The sequence below is a fragment of the Phyllobacterium sp. A18/5-2 genome (assembly GCF_025452215.1).
Taxonomy (GTDB): Bacteria; Pseudomonadota; Alphaproteobacteria; order Rhizobiales; family Rhizobiaceae; genus Phyllobacterium; species Phyllobacterium sophorae.
Window position 1 is genome coordinate 2,794,663 of sequence record NZ_CP104966.1, and the last position, 16,586, is coordinate 2,811,248.

Consider the following 16,586-nt stretch of genomic DNA (forward strand, 5'->3'; position numbering starts at 1 on the left):
CTGTCCATTAATCGCTGAAAACCGTCCGGCCATCCTTCATCACCGCCGTGCCGGTTGCCACCATTGCCAGCGCGCGGGCATAGGTGTCGTGCTCGACCGACAGTACCCGCTCGGCAAGCATTTCGGGCGTATCACCAGTGTTCACGGGCACAGCGGTCTGGGCGATGATCGGGCCCTCATCCATCCCTGCAGTCACGAAATGCACCGTGCAGCCATGCACGCGCACCCCGGCCTCCAGCGCCTGTTCATGCGTGTGAAGGCCTCTGAAGAGTGGCAGCAGCGAAGGGTGGATATTAATCATCCGGCCTTCCCATTCACGCACGAATTCCGGCGAGATGATGCGCATATAGCCTGCGAGGCAGATGATGTCGGCCTTCGCCGCCTGCAGTGCCTTCGAAACCGCCGCTTCATGCGCCTGTTTGGAAGGGTAGTCGCGATGCGCAATGGCTTGGGCCGGAATGCCCTGCGCCCGCGCTGTTTCAAGTCCGCCCGCATCTGCCCTGTTGGCGATGACTGCGACTATCTCTGCCGGGTAGTCGGCCGCTTGAGCCGCGTCGATCAGCGCACTCATGTTCGAGCCGCGCCCCGATATCAGGACGGCGACGCGCTTCTTCGGCGTTCCACTGCTCACAGCGCCAGCGTGCCCTGATAGACCACACCCGCATCACTGCGCGCGACCATCGTGCCGAGGCGCACGGCCTCTTCACCCTGCGCTTTCAACGCTTCGAGTACGGCATCGGCATTTTCCGGTGCGACCACGGCGATCATGCCAATGCCGCAATTGAACGTGCGCAGCATTTCATCCCGTTCGACCCCGCCGGTTTTTGCCAGCCAGGAAAACACCGGCGGCACCTTTATGGCCGAAAGATCGATGCTCGCCGTCAGGTGCTTCGGCAGCACGCGGGGAATATTGTCGGGGAAACCGCCGCCGGTAATATGCGCAAGCGCCTTGATCGCCTTGGTTTCGCGGATGGCTGCCAGCAGCGGCTTCACATAGATGCGCGTCGGGGTCAGCAGAGCCTGGCCCAGCGTGGTACCCGACTTGAAAGGCGCATCTGCATCCCAGCCAAGTCCGGAGAGTTCGACAATGCGCCGTACCAGGGAAAAGCCGTTGGAATGAACGCCCGAAGAAGCGAGGCCGAGAATGACGTCGCCCTCAGCGATATTGCCGGAAGGGAGCAATTGGTTGCGTTCGGCCGCTCCCACGGCAAATCCGGCGAGATCGTAATCGCCATCGCGATACATGCCGGGCATTTCCGCCGTTTCGCCACCGATCAGCGCACAACCTGCCTGCAGGCAGCCTTCGGCGATACCACTGACGATGGCCGCGCCCTGATCAGGATCGAGCTTGCCGGTAGCGAAATAGTCGAGGAAGAACAGCGGCTCGGCACCCTGTACGACCAGGTCGTTGACGCACATGGCGACGAGATCGATACCGACCGTGTCGTGTACGCCGGCATCGATTGCAATCTTGAGTTTAGTACCAACGCCGTCATTGGCGGCGACGAGGACCGGGTCGGTAAAGCCGGCAGCCTTCAGGTCGAACAAGCCGCCGAAACCGCCGATCTCGCCATCGGCGCCCGGACGGCGCGTCGAGCGCACGATCGGCTTGATCTTTTCGACCAGCAGATTGCCGGCATCGATATCGACGCCTGCCTGTGCATAGGTGAGGTTATTCTTGCCACCTTTGGTGGGCTCGCTTTTCACGCTCATGATCTGCTCCGGGATTGTTGACCGCGAAATGGCACGACTCTGCCCCTGCTGCAAGGTCTGAGTCCCTGAAGGGCCGAGAAAACGCCACTTATCGACACTTTGCCGGCCGTTTGGGCTTGAGCAATCCATTCGTTGTCTCCATTTAGATGCAAGGCAAACATATGACCAGAGATCGCGGACCGAGTGACAATCCCCAATTACATCACGATCTTCCGCTTCATCCTTGTTCCCTTCATCGTTATGGCGCTGCTCTCGGGCTACGTCGGTGCCGCATTGATAGGCTTTATTGTTGCGGAGTCTCCGATGGTGTCGATGGCTTCATCGCGCGCCGCTACGATCAAAAGTCCGAACTTGGAGCCTATCTCGATCCCATTGCCGACAAACTCCTGCTTGTCTCGCTGTTCGTAGTACTTGGCGTCCTTAAGGAATTGCCTGTCTGGCTGGTTATCGTCGTCGTTTCGCGCGATATTTTTATCGTCGGCGCTGTAATTCTCGGGGCGGTGATGGGCAAGCCGATGGAAATGCGTCCCCTGGGAGTGTCCAAGGTAAACACGGCGTTTCAGATCACCCTGGTCGCGATCATACTGGCCGACAGTACATTCGATTTTTCACTCACCGGCATTCGCACGATACTGGTATGGACGGTTGCCCTCTTGACCGCAGCTTCCGCGACTGCCTATCTCGTGGCATGGACAAAACATATGGCTGGATATGAGCGAGAATAAAAGCGTCGGTACCACCAAGTCTGCACCCGTTACGGTCGAAATTCCTGAACGGGACATTCAGGTCGACGTGCAGGTCAGTTCTCTCGGCGCAAGCGTGCGCCGGCAGGCGGTGTTCTGGACCGGTGCGATGGCGTTCCTCGCTCTTTTTCTTTACATCTTCTCATCGATCCTCCTGCCGTTCGTGGCCGGTCTCGTTCTTGCCTATTTTCTCGATCCGGTAGCGGACAGGCTCGAGCGCCTCGGCCTGTCGCGCTTGCTGGCGACGATCGTCATTCTGGTCTTGTTTATCGTCACCTTTGCACTGCTGCTGGTGATCCTCGTGCCGGTTCTCGCCTCGCAAATGAGCGATTTCATCGCGCGGTTGCCGAGCTACGTCGCACGTCTGCAGGAATTGATCGCCAATCCGGACTCGCAGTGGCTGAAGGATTTTATCGGCGTCGACGCCTCGGTCATTCGCAACAGTCTCGATTCACTCCTGCAGCAGGGGGCAGGCTTCCTCACCACTTTGCTGCAATCGATCTGGAGTTCGGGCAAGACCTTGATCGATGTGGTGGCACTCTTCGTCGTCACCCCGGTCGTTGCGTTTTATATGCTTTTGGACTGGGACCGTATGGTGGCCAAGATCGACAACCTCGTCCCGCGTGAGCATGTCCAGACTGTCCGTGCTATCGCCCGTGACATGAACAAGGCCATTGCCGGATTTGTCCGCGGCCAAGGCACTGTCTGCCTCCTGCTCGGCGTTATTTATGCGGTCGGCCTCACTGTCGTCGGCCTGAACTTCGGTCTCCTAATTGGCCTTTTTGCTGGGCTGATCAGCTTTATCCCCTATGTCGGCTCGCTGATCGGTTTGCTTCTGGCCCTCGGGGTCGGCCTCGTCCAGTTCTGGCCGGAATGGGGCCATATCCTCGGCGTGGCGATTGCTTTCGGTATCGGCCAGTTCATCGAAGGCAATATTCTCCAGCCGAAGCTCGTGGGTTCCTCAGTCGGTCTGCATCCGGTCTGGCTGATGTTCGCATTGTTCGCCTTTGGCTCGCTCATGGGGTTTACCGGCATGCTCATTGCCGTACCGACGGCTGCTGCAATCGGCGTACTGGTTCGTTTTGTCATCAACCGCTATCAGCAATCCCCGCTCTACACAGGCGAATACCGCAAAAGCGATAAGACGAAACAAATCAGGTGACAGTCCCGGCTTGCTGGCTGTATTTCATCGCCCATGACCAATGCCTTTACACCGCGACAGCTGCCGCTCGATCTCGGCCATGAGCCGGGCTATTCCCGCGATGACCTCATTGTGTCGGCTTCCAACATGGCGGCGGTTGATATTGTCGACCGCTGGCCAGGCTGGATATCGCCGGTCGTGGTCCTCGCCGGCCCGACCGGTTCGGGCAAAACCCATCTCGCAGCAGTTTGGAAGGCTGAAGCCGGCGCCATCGTCATCGACGCGCGGAACATCGCTGCCGTATCGGGCGAAAAAGGGTCCATTCCTGATCGACGATATTGGCGGCGGCCCCATTGACGAACCGGGCCTGTTTCATTTGATCAACACTGTGCGCCAGAGCGGTTCAAGCCTGCTGATGACGTCGCGCAAATGGCCTGCCAACTGGCCAGTCACCCTTCCGGACCTCGCTTCGCGCCTGAAGGCGGCAACGACCGTAGAGATAGGCGAGCCGGACGATATGCTGTTATCCGGAGTGCTCTACAAACTCTTCGCCGACCGGCAGGTCGCGGTGGACCCCAATGTTATCAGCTTTTTGGTGAGCCATATCGAACGATCGCTCTCTACTGCCAACCGCATTGTCGAGCGGCTGGACCGCGCAGCACTCGAGAAGAAATCGAAGATCACCCGTGCATTGGCCGCTAGTGTGGTTACCGCTGTCGACGAGGGGCGCGTTTGACCTGTGAAGCTTGGCCGGGGGAACCTTAGCGGATCCCCGCCAGTTACCCACGCTATTCTTTACGAAGCTGTCCGCATCGAGACGTCAAACGATCAGGACAAGACCTATGATGGCGAGTGCTGCAACCCATATGAGGTCAAAATTGATCCATCCGCGGCGCAGGAATGAAAGACCAAACCATTCATAGACACAGGTCGCGATCACCAGGATCACCACGAGCATGGCCGTCATATGCGTGCTGATTGCCGCCAATGCAATCGGCAGTGAACCCGCAGTCGTCAGTTCCTTTCCCGGGCTGGCCGTGAGGCATAGCGGTATCACCACCGGCACCAGCATAAGACCCGCCCCATGGGCGGTCGCCATCAGGAACGACCAGAATCCAAGCCCCATCATGCCGGTTGTCATGCCGATACGAACCCGGTGCCGATGGCCATAGGTGGCATGGTATGCGGCCCAGCCGAGGAGCACCACTCCGGCGGCGACTTCCAGCATGCGCTGGTCAACAATAAGGCCAAGCAACACCACTGCTATCACAACGGCAGCAATTGAAATCATGTGCCCTAAGGCTATAGGGATCAGGGACAGCCATACGATCCTTCGGCTCTGTCTATGCAAGCCGAGCGCAACCGCAAACAGCCAGCCCATCGCAGGGTTGAGGCCATGAAAAGCGCCAAGGCCAACAAGTGCCAGCCATGGTGACACGGATATCGTCATGCGCCACTATTCGCTGTGCGGACCGGCGTCATCACGGGTAACAGTAGGAATCGGACGAGCAATCGCCTCCCTCCAAACGCACCTGATGCGGGCGGTGGCCTTTCGGCCAATCGATGAAGAAGTTCTCGTCGAATTTGATCCCGCCATTCTCGCCTGCATCGAGCTTCACCATCCAGCCGTCAATGCCCTCGGGGTAGAATTGCGGATCGATGGCACCGTAGAGTGAGTTGGTAAAGTATACCCGTTTTCCATCCCTGCTGATCTCCACCATCTGCGGGCCGCCGTTCAGCGCGCCGTTCTTCGCTCCGGCATGGCTTGCCCTGGAAACGATACCGCCGATGCGGACTCTACCCGTCTCCTTTGGACTGAACGGGTCCGATACATCGTATTGGATTATATCTCCGGTGCCCCAGCAGGAAACATAAAGAAAGCGGTCATCCATCGACAGGTCGATGTCCGTAACGAGTGGCGCAACGGCCTTGAAACCTTGCAGTACAGGAGGCAGGAGTTCGGGCTCGGCCGGCTCGGCCGGTATCTCGATTACCTTTTTCACTGCCCATTTATTGCCATCGCGATACCAGGTCCAGATCGAGGCTGAAAGGTCCTTAAGGCTGATGACACAACCTACGAAACCATAGGCCTTCGTGGGATTGTGTGCCGGGCGCAATTCGAACACGAGTTGATATTCGTCACCGAAGTCGATTTCCTGCAGGTGCTTGCGCTTGTGGAGGTCCCAGAAGTGCAACCTGCGGCCATATTTGCTGCCCAGCAAGATCTCCGGAACGAGCCCGTTCTCGAACGTGTCGGGGGTTCCCCATTCGCTCGTAACCATTGTGTCATGCCCTAGATGCCACCAGAAGTCGTAAGCGAGTTTCTGCGTTCCGCGGTCCATCTCCCATTGACCGAGGACGTGGAAGCTTTGGGGATCGAGCAGGAAAATGCCGCCGGGGGCGGTGCCATCGGCGTTACCGAGTGCATTCACGTATATTCCCTCCGGCCCGCAGTGAATGGTATGCAATCGGGAATATCCCGCCTTCTCTGCGATCTCTTCAGGCTCAATCACCTTGACTATTTTCGGATTTTTAGGGTCCGGCTTGATGTCGATAATGTGCAGCCTTGACGACCGCAAACCCGGTACGACGAGATAGCGCCGTTCCATATGCGGGTGCGGCGCGTTGGGGCAAAGACAGGAGGAGCATGCATTCCAGCCGAAATGGTGCAGCTCATCGCCAGCGTTTGGCATATCGACCTGGCCGACGATCGTGGAATAGGAAGGGGACTTCGGGTCCACGTCCACCACCGCTATTGCGTCGGGTATTTTACGGTCCGGATCGAAAGCAGCCACATAGGCCAGCTTTTCTTCCGGCGCCTTGGCCGCCATTCTTGGCGAAGGATAAAATGAAGGATCGGGTTGCCAGATTGCCATGATGAAACTCTCCTCTTGATCGACAATGAAGTCTTGAGCAGTGATTCCCCAAATTTGGTGTCACGAGCGATCATTGCTTTGCCAAAGCAACATCAAACTCGGCGGAAAGTGGCTGGTCGTTGTAGCGGTGGCCCCGACGGCGAACGATCCTGCAACGCTTTCCGAAACAGCAAGTCTAGTCCCCTCTGGCGAGAATGCAAAACGCCCAAACGGGAACCAAGTCCCAACGCCATCGTTTCGCCCGGAGCAGGGGCCGCAAAATGGCCGGCCGGAAGCAGCGCCAGATCTGAAACCCCGCCGCTTCTTCGGTGCCGATAGAAGAAATAGGGGAGGCCAATGGTCTATTCGCGATTCACGATCATCGAAGCACCGTCCGTGCTGGGCCTCTTTGCGAGTGGTGTTGAGACATTGCCGGACGCCATGCTCGGCGCAGGTCTCGCCGAGCGGCTGAATGCGCAACGTGCGGGAGTGGTTCAGCCACCACCCTACGATGAACGGCGCGACACCGAAACGCTCCTGCTCAATCCGCTGGGCATAAGAGACTATTCGATTGCGCTGGCAAACAGTGTCGGCTCGGTACTCGACGCGGGTGCGTTTCCGATTGTGCTCGGAGGTGATTGTTCGATCATGCTCGGTTGCCTGCTCGCGCTGAGGCGCAGCGGCCGATACGGTTTGCTGTTCCTCGATGGCCACGCCGACTTCTATCAGCCCGAGGCCGAACCCAATGGCGAAGCAGCCTCGATGGAACTCGCCCTCGCCACGGGCCGTGGGCCCGCTGTCGTGGCGGATCTGGAGGGAAAGCGGCCGTTGGTGCGTGATGAGGATGTGGTGGCATTCGGGCGCCGTGACGCCGGGGAGGCTGCGGAACATGGCAGTCAACGTATCGAGGATACCGCGATTGACGTAATCGACCTTGCGGCAGTTCGGGCCCGGGGCGTCAATGATGCAGCCGTTCGTGCCGTCGCCCACCTGTCGCGACCCGAGCTCTCTGGGGCATGGGTGCATCTCGACGCGGATGTGCTCGATGACGCCATAATGCCTGCGGTCGATTATCGCATGCCGGATGGCCTGTCGTGGGACGAGTTGGCGGTGACACTTCAGGCTATGGCCGCTTCAGGCAAAGCCGTCGGGATTGACGTTACGATCTTCAATCCGAAGCTGGACAACGACGGCTCGATCGCCAGGATGTTCGTCGATACCCTCGTTAGGGGGCTTTGCCCGTAAGCATCCGCGTCAAGCACTTGCGCAATTCATCAAGTTGAGGTCGGCGGCTCGACAACGCCGACCTCAAATCTGACCAGGCTAACCGGTCGCGCCGGTGTCCGCTGGAAAATCTGTCGAGATCGCAAGATCCCGCCAGGCAACCACCTCTTTGGCAACGTTGGCGTTCTTTGTTTCAATCGCCGCGACTGTGTCCGAACCGAACGGCATGCGAAGCGGAGGATTCGGGTCGTTTACCAGCGTAATCATCGCCTTCGCCAGTCGGGCCGGGTCACCGGGCTGAGCGTGATTGTGATCGGCCGCGAAAGCTCGCATTATGCCAGCCGGCGTATCCTTGTAGTCAGCGATCGCGCTGGGACTGATTGAGAGAGAACTTTCGTCGAGGAAATCGGTCCGGAAAAAGCCGGGTTCAACCACTGTGACCTTTACTCCAAGCGGCTGCAATTCCGTCGACAAGGCTTCCGAAAGCGCCTCGACGGCAAACTTCGTGGAGCAGTAGACACCCCAGCCCGGGTAGCTGACGTACCCGCCGATAGACGATATGTTGATGACATGTCCGGACCGCTCCCGGCGCATATGGGGAAGAACAGCGCGTGTCACCTTGAGCAGACCAAAGACGTTGGTCGCATAAAGTTTTTCGATCTCCGCCGCCGTTGCTTCCTCGACGGCTCCGAGGAGGCCGAAACCCGCATTGTTGAGGAGTATATCGATCTTGCCGAAGCGTTTGATTGCCTGCGCCGCCGCAGCGTTGGCTTGAGCTTCATCGGTAACGTCGAGCGCAATTGCCAGCAAGTTCGGATGATTTCCAAACTTGTCGCTGACTGTCTTGGGGTTGCGGGCCGTCGCTACAACCGCATCCCCTGCGTCCAAAGCCTCTTGTGCGATCAACGCGCCAAAGCCGCGCGAAGCCCCTGTGATAAACCAGACACGCATGATGTTTTTCCTTTCCCTGTTGAGTGCAGAAGAAACTTACCGCATGAATTAAGGTGAAATAATCGCCGTTGTTTTCCATGGGGTAGTGAGGAAAACTCATCAATGCGTAAGATAGGTCCATCTGATCTCGCCATATTCCTGGCCATCGCCCACCACCGAAGCTTCAGAAAAGCTGCGGTGGAACTTGGCGTCACGCCGTCAGCGCTCAGCCACTCCTTGCGATCCATTGAAGAACGCCTGGATATACGGCTGGTCAACCGCACGACGCGGAGCGTGGGGCTGACGGAGGCCGGTGAACAGCTTTTTAGACGTATCAATCCCGCCTTCCTCGACATTGAGGATGCGCTCGATGATTTGAACGCATTTCGTGGCCAGCCGTCCGGCAGGCTACGCATCAATGCTCCCCGAGCGGCCGCGAAGCTGGTCCTCTTGCCGATCGTCGCACGATTCCTGAAGGCCCATCCTGGGGTCGAAGTGGAGCTGGTGGTGGACGATGCTTTGGTCGATATGGTGTCTGCCGGTTTCGATGCTGGCGTTCGCTTCGGTGAAATGATCGCCGCCGACATGATTGCGGTACCGATTGGACCGCGGCATAGATTTGCGGTCGTTGGGTCGCCTCAGCATTTTGAGCGTCATCCGGAGCCGGTCTCGCCACAGGATCTAAGCCACCATCCCTGCATCCGCTACCGCTTCGCGAGCGGAGCGCTCTATCGATGGGAGTTTGAGAAGGGCGGTATCGAACTGGAAATCGAGGTGGGGGGATCCCTCACGCTTGGCGACCAGGATCTCATGGCTGAAGCCGCCCTGAATGGCGCTGGCCTTGCCTATCTTTTTGAGGAGCAGGTACGGACGCACATGGCCGAGGGGCGTCTACGACGGGTTTTGGAACAATGGTGCCCCTACTACCCCGGGTTTTTCCTATACTATACGAGCCGCCGGCAACTCCCGACCGCGATGCGCGCATTCATCGACTTTCTGAAGGCAGATCGAAGGACCTAGCCATCATTTCACATGGCTTCCAGCTCGGTCTGGAACCATTGGCGAAGAGCGTTAACGTCGGTGTGGCTGCCGATGCCGGGCGCACAGGCAAAATGATAGGTGTTGCCAGGCAAGATGTGGTTGAAAGGCTGGATCAACAGGCCGGAGGCCAGGGCGTCCGCCGCCATTACCAAACTGACGATGGCCACGCCCTGGCCGGCGATGGCAGCCTGCATGGCGTGCATGCTGTTGGAGAAGCGCAGTCCAGCGGCGGTGTTCACGCCACTGATACCCGCTTCCGCGCACCAGCGTGGCCAGTCCGGCAGCGGCAGCGGTGCAGTGCGGCCATCGACATGGATAAGCGCGACGCGGCGAATGTCTTCGAGATCAGCAATGTTCAATCCAGGACTGCAGAGCGGGGCAAACCCGTCAGCCTTGAGCGGAGTTGTTTCGACACCCGTGAATGGCCCTTTGCCGTAACGTATCGCCACGTCGATCTCGCCCGGCTGCAGCCTCACGATCGTTTCGGACGCATGCAGGCGGAGGTCGAGTTCTGGAAGAACCCGCCGGATTTCACCGAGGCGCGGGACCAGCCAATGGCTCAGAAATGCCGTGGTTGCAGAAAGGGTCAATGCCCTCGAATTCTGGATTTCACGAAGCCGGATGACGGATTGCCGGATTTCGGAGAATCCCGACACGGTCGCTTCGTATAGTTCCCTGCCTTTTGATGTGAGACTTACATTGCGTGGTGATCGGTCGAGCACGCGTACTCCCAGATATTCCTCAAGCTGACGGATCTGATGACTAATAGCCGTGGGTGTGACGAAGAGCTCTGCAGCCGCCGCTTTAAAGCTGCTGAGCCGGGCGGTGGCCTCGAAGGCCCGCAAAGCCGCCAGAGGTGGCAAATCTGATCCAGCCATGATGAATCCAACTCATCGAAAGCATGAGAAATACGATTTTGCCAAGCCAATGTCACCAGCATATTCTGCAGATGCATCAGTAACTTCAGCTCATTTCCTACAAAGGCGCACGCAACTCATGGTCAATCTTGTCTCAGGTATGGTCGATGTTTTCGCCGACACTCCGTTGAACGGCAATCCTCTTGCCGTGGTCGAAGGGGCCGGCCATCTGGAGGACAGCATACTTCGCCGCATTGCGCGCGAGTTCAACCAGTCGGAAACAACCTTTGTTCTGCAGAGCGATCGTGCCGACTGGAAGCTTCGGTCGTTCACCGCCAGCGGATCGGAGGTATTTGGTGCTGGGCACAATGCTCTCGGTGCCTGGTTATGGCTCGGATACGCCGGACACCTTGGCGATCTGAGTACACCGAAAACATTCCGGCAAGAGATTGGCGCCGACATATTGCCTATCACGATGGAGACGCGTGGTGGCCGCATCCATGGCCGGATGAAGCAATCGCCGCTGAAGCTGTCAGCCCCGCTGCGCTCGCTGGACGCCTTGGCGGAAGCGCTTGGGCTAACCATTGACGATCTTTTGCTCTCACCGGCGCCACGCGCCGCCGACACTGGCGCAAGCCATCTCATGGTCCGCTTGCGCGATCGCCAGGCCGTTGATCGCGCCGAACCTTCTGCAGAAAAGCTCATCCAGGTACTTGGTCCAGCTTCTGCAGAGGGTTGCTATGTCTATGCATTCGAAACTGCCAATCCAACGATGGCTTACGCTCGCTTCTTCAACCCGGCAAAGGGGCTTTGGGAGGATTCCGCAACCGGGACAGCGGCAGGACCGTTATGCGCATATTTGGGCTCAATGGGCTTGCTGACAAATGGCAACGAACTGTTGATCGAACAGGGTACCCGGATGGGACGGCAAAGTTTTCTGCAGGTAAGACTGGATCCGGACCCCGAACTTTCCGGCTCGGGTGTCGTGGTATTTCGCGGTACGCTGCACCTGTGATGAAATGCCCTGGCGGATACACCGCCCTGGTGTTTCGCAATACCTTTTTCAGCCATGGCTTTGTGGATTGAAGGGAGTCTGGATCATGCAAGGAGAACGCATCTTTTCGGGATCGCCTTACGAGGAGAAGGCGGGGTATGCGCGTGCGGCCGTCGCCGGGGGCTGGATATTTGTGTCCGGCACGACAGGCTTCGACGCACAGACTAAAGAATTTCCCGCAGATGTCGAAGCTCAGTGCGAAAACTGCTTTCGCAACATCGAAAACGCACTTGAGAGGGCAGGAGCGACGCTCAAGGATCTCGTCCGGGTTCAGATCTTTGTTACAAGTCAGGAAGAATTCGAGCGGATTATTCCGATCATCCGAAAGCATTGCTACGAGGCCCGGCCAGCCAATACGACCGTCTTCGCGCAGCTTGTTGCGCCACACATGCGTGTGGAGGTGGAAGCGATTGCGGTCGCTCCTTCGGGCAAATAGCAGGTTCGACATGGCGCTGTTCGTTGCTGTCGCTAGGCACAAAAACTCGCTGCGCGTCATGGCCGGGTTCGTTTGCGTTGCGCGGCGTATCGCAGTCCTGTATCAGCAAATGACCAAGCCTCTGCGAGCGCCGATAATCAATGCAAGATCCAATAGACTCCGAAGCCCATGTCGAAACATTCGATCTCGCACCAATCTCGCTTTGGCTCGAGGATTTCAGCAAGGTCCGAAAGCTGTTCGATACCTGGCGGCAGTCAGGCATTACGGATATCAAGGCTTATTTGAGCGAGAATGAAAATCGCATCAAGCAATGCTCCAGCCTCATCCGCGTCATCAAGGTCAATAAGAGAACACTATCTCTTTTCGAGGCCACCGATGTCGATCATCTCACACAAAATCTTGGATCGATTTTTCGCGGGGATATGCTCCAGTCGCACATCCAGGAACTCTCGGCGCTTTGGAATGGCGATACCGAATTCTCAAGCGATACCGTAAACTATACTTTGTCGGGACGGCGGCTGGATATTCAGCTGCGCGGTACGGTTCTGCCAGGATATGAAAACTCCTGGGAAAGAGTGCTGATCTCCATCGAGGACGTTACTGAACGCGAAGACGCCCGGCGAGAACAGGTAGAGAGCAAGCGCTACGCTGAGGGGCTGTTCGAGCACTCTCCGGTGTCGCTCTGGGTAGAGGATTTCAGCCGGATCAAACGCTTGCTCGATGAAGTGCGGGAGCGGGGCATCACCGATTTTCGGGTGTTCACCGATGTGCATCCGGAATTCGTGCGCCAGTGTGCCAGCGAAATCCGCGTCATCGACATCAACCGCGAAACGTTGAAGCTGTTTCTCGCGGCGGACAAGCTCACCCTGTTGCGGCGCCTCCCTGAGATTTTCAGGGACGAGATGAACGCACATTTCCGGGAGCAGTTGATCGACCTGTGGAACGGTAACCTGTTTCATCAGCGGGAGACGGTCAATTATGCGCTCGATGGCACGGAGCGCCATGTGCTGCTGCAGTTTTCGGTCCTGCCGGGCCATCAGGACGACTGGGCGTTGGTGCAGATATCGCTCACCGACATCACGGCCCGCAAAAAGGCCGAAGCCTATCTTGAGTATCTCGGCAAGCACGATGTTCTGACGAAGCTATACAATCGCGCATTCTACGTCGATGAGTTGAACAGGCTCGAACGCCGCGAGTTTCATCCCGTCTCGATTGTCATACTCGATCTGAACGGACTGAAAATGACCAATGATCAATGGGGCCATGCTGTCGGCGATGGTCTGCTGCGGCGGGTAGGGGAAGTTCTCGGGGAGGCAGTCAAACCACCATGCTATGCGGCCCGGATCGGCGGAGACGAATTTGCTGTTCTCCTGCCTTCGATCGACGAGCTGGGTGCGGCGAGCCTGGTTGAGGAAATTCGGAGCCTGGTTGAAATCAACAATCAGTATTATTCGAACATACCGCTGAATATCTCCGTCGGATGGGCAACCAGCACCATTGGCGAAAAAATGGAAGCTGTAGCCAAGCGCGCGGATCTACTGATGTATGAGGACAAGCGCTCGCATTATTCGGCGACCGGCAAGGCGAACGCCAAGGACAAGTAGCGGCGCAACGCTGAAGCACTCCATTGCAAGGACGATTCCCATCACAAGGCGATACTCCTTGTACGCAAGTGATACCCAATTGTAATTGTCGCTTTCGTGGGGGGAACCCCATTGGACCTGGAATTTCCACTCGTAACGACGGTTGGCTCTTATATGCCGGCAACGAGACGCGATGTCTGGAAAAGGCAGAAAATCATGGAGCGTTTTGAAGCAGCGCCGACAGTTTTTGAACAGAGTTAACGACGTATTATCAACAGGTTAGTCGTAATTTTCCGCAAACGGGTCCGGCCGCGGAACAACTGTCATCTTGCAACGTTACTGTGCACTATGACCACGCAGTTCCCACGCATCACAATTGAAACGCAGCCCGGCGGAAAGCCCCGAAACATCGGTTCAGTTCCTGAGGCGGCCGAATGTTTGTTGATGAGCTGGCCAATCCACGACGGAGCGAAACTCAAGGCTGCCAGGCAGAAATGCCTTGATGCGCTGGACGGCAAGGTAACAGTGAGCGAGTGCCGGTCGGCCTTTATCGAAGCAGCCAAGGAAGCTCGCATTTTCGTTGACTATCCGTCGGCACAGCTGCAATCTCGGCTGCATGGCCTACGTGGTTCGTAAGGCAAGCGCACCAATTTCCGCTCGACTTTTTGCTGGCGAACGTTCCGTTCGCAAAACCATTTGTTCCTTTTTTCACCTTTTCCTGTTTTGAGCTATTGCTTTCCGGGAACGAAGACTCTAGGGACATCAGCGTTCAAGTCGGAACGGAGCGTAGCGCAGCCTGGTAGCGCATCTGGTTTGGGACCAGAGGGTCGCAGGTTCGAATCCTGCCGCTCCGACCACTTCAAAAAAGATGCTGCTGGAGTTCATCAAAAGCCTGTAATATATGCGAATTGCAGACAAAGGGATTCTTCCATGGCAGCACGTATCTACCGCCCAGCAAAAACCGCAATGCAGTCCGGCAAGGCCAAGGCCGATACCTGGACACTTGAATTCGAGCCGGAACAGCCACGCAAGGTTGAACCGTTGATGGGCTATACCTCGTCGCGTGATATGAAGAGCCAGATCTCGCCTTACGTTTGAAACGAAGGAAGAGGCTATCGCCTACGCACAGAAAAACAGCATTGCCTATACGGTGTACGAACCCAAGGAAACGCGGCGGCGCGTGGTTTCGTATTCGGAAAACTTCCGATCTCGACCGCAAGCAGCCCTGGACACATTGATTTTACAGAATTTTGCAATTTTCCGGCGAAGTTCCGGAAAACAAAATGGTCCCGTAGCTCAGCTGGATAGAGCACCGGCCTTCTAAGCCGACGGTCACTGGTTCGAATCCAGTCGGGATCGCCACCTTTTCAATAGCTTAGCTGCGGTGAAATCCAAAAGTTCAGACTCGGGTCCGAGTGGAGTTTAGACTTTTCGGCCCCATTTGTTCTGCTTCGTTGCTCTGTCTGACGCTTTCCGAATCGACCGGTTGGTATTTCTTGTGAATGGCGTTCGCGCCCGAAATGTTGTTTGCCATCTTTGCAGCTGTCGTGGGTGGAGTAGCCTCGCCGGCGTTGGCCCCGGTCAAACCCACTCCGAGCAACAGCTTGAGGCAGACGGAGATTTATCTCCCAAAAATGTCTCTCTCTGCATCCTTTGACAGTTGATCGCGTTCTGCACAGATTACAGTATGGTCTTCGACAGGGAGGGCGAGTGATGTCAATTGCCAAGAACACGATCTGCGTATGGTACGACAAGGACGCCGAGGCAGCAGCCAGGTTTTACGCTGAGACTTTTCCAGACAGCTCTGTAAGTGCTGTCCACCGGGCGCCCAGCGACTACCCATCCGGCAAGAAGGGCGACGTGCTTACGGTTGAATTCACCGTTGCAGGTATCCCATGCATCGGCCTCAACGGTGGGCCAACCTTCAAACATAACGAGGCGTTCTCATTCCAGATCGCCACCGATGACCAGCAAGAGACTGACCGTTACTGGAATGCCATAGTCGGCAACGGCGGCCAGGAAAGTGCATGCGGTTGGTGCAAGGACAAATGGGGCGTCTCTTGGCAAATCACGCCGCGCGTGCTGAGCGAAGCGATGGCTGCTGGCGGCGATGAAGCAAAACGCGCTTTTGAGGCGATGATGGATATGAAGAAGATCGATGTCGCTGCTATCGAGGATGCGCGGCGCGGCTGAGTTCCATTGTTGGTCTATCAAGTTCTAGGGTTTCCAACATGGAAAGCGATGCACAAAATTCCGTTTGGGGGAGTGGAGCTGGTCTGGTAGCCCGCTCGGCATATGACCAAGAGGTCGCAGGTCTTGCGTTACTCAGCCTTGAAAGCGAGCCCCACAACGAATGTGTACGGCAGGCGCGAATAACCTTCGCGGACGTGTAGATCGACGGTGTTGAATACCTTGCCTAGCCATGGCGCTCGTTCCTGCTGCCAGCAGCAGGGCGCCGAGTGCAAACTGCCGGTGATAGTAAAGGCGGACGAGACCCTCGGTGGCCAGGGGAAGCCAAGCCGCAGCCGCGATAAAGGTCGGGAAGTTAGAAATCGTATAGGTATTCGGGAGGGTCGCGGCGATGGCTGCGCCGCCAATTGAGGCGACAAGGCCTGCTCCGGTCGCTCTAATGAGGCTCGTCATTGTGATCGAGAAGATCGCGACATGAACGATCACGATGATGTCAGTAGCCTGTGCGGCGGCCGTGGCCGAGCAGAAGTCGAGCCAGCCGAAAAGATAGAACGGATAGTAGGGAGCTACGTGCGGATTGTAGTTAAGTGCTTCGAAGGTCGACCAGTTCATCAACGGCGACACGCCCGCCATCACACTGCGTGAGATATCGCAGAACAGTGGTCCGGTCAGATAGATCGTGTCACCGAACGGTGAGATGGACCAATGCGCTGAAAGGTACGGTGCATAGAGCGCGATGGCACCGCCAAGGGCGGCGGCAACCAGAAGGATTTGAGTAAGTTCAGGCCGTTTCATCTTGCACCGGTGTGTCGACGATGG

At 57.2% G+C, this 16,586-nt stretch carries 15 protein-coding genes, 2 tRNA genes and 3 pseudogenes; 13 read left to right on the top strand and 7 right to left on the bottom strand.

The annotated features are described in order from the left end of the window. Positions 1–7: 7 nt before the first annotated feature. Both purN and purM read right to left on the bottom strand, forming a co-directional pair. Positions 8–571 carry a phosphoribosylglycinamide formyltransferase gene (gene purN, locus N8E89_RS13930; protein ID WP_106664995.1) on the bottom strand — a complete coding sequence of 188 codons (564 nt, stop codon included), beginning with the start codon at positions 569–571 and terminating at the stop codon, positions 8–10. A gap of 56 nt (positions 572–627) precedes the next feature. Further along, positions 628–1,713, bottom strand: a complete 1,086-nt coding sequence (gene purM / locus N8E89_RS13935) for a phosphoribosylformylglycinamidine cyclo-ligase (protein ID WP_112760828.1) — start codon at positions 1,711–1,713, stop codon at positions 628–630. A 240-nt stretch (positions 1,714–1,953) separates the two neighbouring features. Here purM and N8E89_RS13940 point away from each other — a divergent pair. From N8E89_RS13940 to hdaA, 3 genes and pseudogenes are all read left to right on the top strand, one after another. Beyond that, positions 1,954–2,438, top strand: a pseudogene (locus tag N8E89_RS13940) (CDP-alcohol phosphatidyltransferase family protein). A 127-nt stretch (positions 2,439–2,565) separates the two neighbouring features. Then, the gene (locus tag N8E89_RS13945; protein WP_410010376.1) at positions 2,566–3,618 is read left to right on the top strand and encodes an AI-2E family transporter; all 1,053 of its coding nucleotides are present in this window, start codon (positions 2,566–2,568) and stop codon (positions 3,616–3,618) included. Between the two features lie 33 nt (positions 3,619–3,651). Beyond that, positions 3,652–4,333 (top strand): annotated as a pseudogene (gene hdaA / locus N8E89_RS13950) (DnaA regulatory inactivator HdaA). An 84-nt stretch (positions 4,334–4,417) separates the two neighbouring features. On the opposite strand, the gene N8E89_RS13955 reads toward hdaA, so the two are convergent. Beyond that, positions 4,418–5,047, bottom strand: a complete 630-nt coding sequence (locus N8E89_RS13955; protein WP_112760826.1) for a hypothetical protein — start codon at positions 5,045–5,047, stop codon at positions 4,418–4,420. Positions 5,048–5,078: 31 nt separating this feature from the next. Further along, positions 5,079–6,473, bottom strand: coding sequence for a selenium-binding family protein (locus N8E89_RS13960; RefSeq protein ID WP_112760825.1), 1,395 nt, complete (start codon positions 6,471–6,473; stop codon positions 5,079–5,081). A 336-nt stretch (positions 6,474–6,809) separates the two neighbouring features. On the opposite strand from N8E89_RS13960, the gene N8E89_RS13965 reads away from it, so the two are divergent. Then, on the top strand, positions 6,810–7,697 hold the full coding sequence (locus N8E89_RS13965) for an arginase family protein (protein WP_112760824.1): 888 nt from the start codon (positions 6,810–6,812) through the stop codon (positions 7,695–7,697). A gap of 78 nt (positions 7,698–7,775) precedes the next feature. On the opposite strand, the gene N8E89_RS13970 is transcribed toward N8E89_RS13965, so the two are convergent. Beyond that, positions 7,776–8,627: an oxidoreductase gene (locus N8E89_RS13970; protein WP_112760823.1), complete on the bottom strand. Its 852-nt coding sequence runs from the start codon at positions 8,625–8,627 to the stop codon at positions 7,776–7,778. Positions 8,628–8,729: 102 nt separating this feature from the next. Between N8E89_RS13970 and N8E89_RS13975 the strand changes: the two genes are divergently transcribed. Continuing rightward, positions 8,730–9,626 carry a LysR family transcriptional regulator gene (locus tag N8E89_RS13975; RefSeq protein WP_106664832.1) on the top strand — a complete coding sequence of 299 codons (897 nt, stop codon included), beginning with the start codon at positions 8,730–8,732 and terminating at the stop codon, positions 9,624–9,626. An 8-nt stretch (positions 9,627–9,634) separates the two neighbouring features. On the opposite strand, the gene N8E89_RS13980 is transcribed toward N8E89_RS13975, so the two are convergent. Further along, a complete protein-coding gene (locus N8E89_RS13980; protein WP_112760822.1) occupies positions 9,635–10,525 on the bottom strand; it encodes a LysR substrate-binding domain-containing protein in 891 nt (296 codons plus the stop codon). A 118-nt stretch (positions 10,526–10,643) separates the two neighbouring features. On the opposite strand from N8E89_RS13980, the gene N8E89_RS13985 reads away from it, so the two are divergent. From N8E89_RS13985 to N8E89_RS14020, 8 genes and pseudogenes are all read left to right on the top strand, one after another. Continuing rightward, entirely contained in the window at positions 10,644–11,519 is an 876-nt protein-coding gene (locus N8E89_RS13985) for a PhzF family protein (protein ID WP_106664836.1), read from the top strand. Positions 11,520–11,604: 85 nt separating this feature from the next. Next, positions 11,605–11,994: a RidA family protein gene (locus N8E89_RS13990; RefSeq protein ID WP_112760821.1), complete on the top strand. Its 390-nt coding sequence runs from the start codon at positions 11,605–11,607 to the stop codon at positions 11,992–11,994. 140 nt (positions 11,995–12,134) lie between these two features. Then, complete coding sequence (locus N8E89_RS13995; protein WP_262260258.1) at positions 12,135–13,598, top strand: sensor domain-containing diguanylate cyclase; 1,464 nt, start codon at positions 12,135–12,137, stop codon at positions 13,596–13,598. A 327-nt stretch (positions 13,599–13,925) separates the two neighbouring features. After that, complete coding sequence (locus tag N8E89_RS14000; protein WP_106664842.1) at positions 13,926–14,213, top strand: DUF982 domain-containing protein; 288 nt, start codon at positions 13,926–13,928, stop codon at positions 14,211–14,213. A 144-nt stretch (positions 14,214–14,357) separates the two neighbouring features. Beyond that, positions 14,358–14,434 (top strand) — tRNA-Pro (locus N8E89_RS14005). Positions 14,435–14,507: 73 nt separating this feature from the next. Next, positions 14,508–14,815: pseudogene (locus N8E89_RS14010) on the top strand (ETC complex I subunit). 47 nt (positions 14,816–14,862) lie between these two features. Beyond that, a tRNA-Arg gene (locus N8E89_RS14015) sits at positions 14,863–14,939 on the top strand. Between the two features lie 357 nt (positions 14,940–15,296). Further along, a complete protein-coding gene (locus N8E89_RS14020; protein ID WP_262261908.1) occupies positions 15,297–15,770 on the top strand; it encodes a VOC family protein in 474 nt (157 codons plus the stop codon). Between the two features lie 132 nt (positions 15,771–15,902). Here N8E89_RS14020 and N8E89_RS14025 read toward each other — a convergent pair whose 3' ends face one another. After that, complete coding sequence (locus N8E89_RS14025; protein ID WP_262260260.1) at positions 15,903–16,562, bottom strand: hypothetical protein; 660 nt, start codon at positions 16,560–16,562, stop codon at positions 15,903–15,905. Positions 16,563–16,586 lie beyond the last annotated feature (24 nt).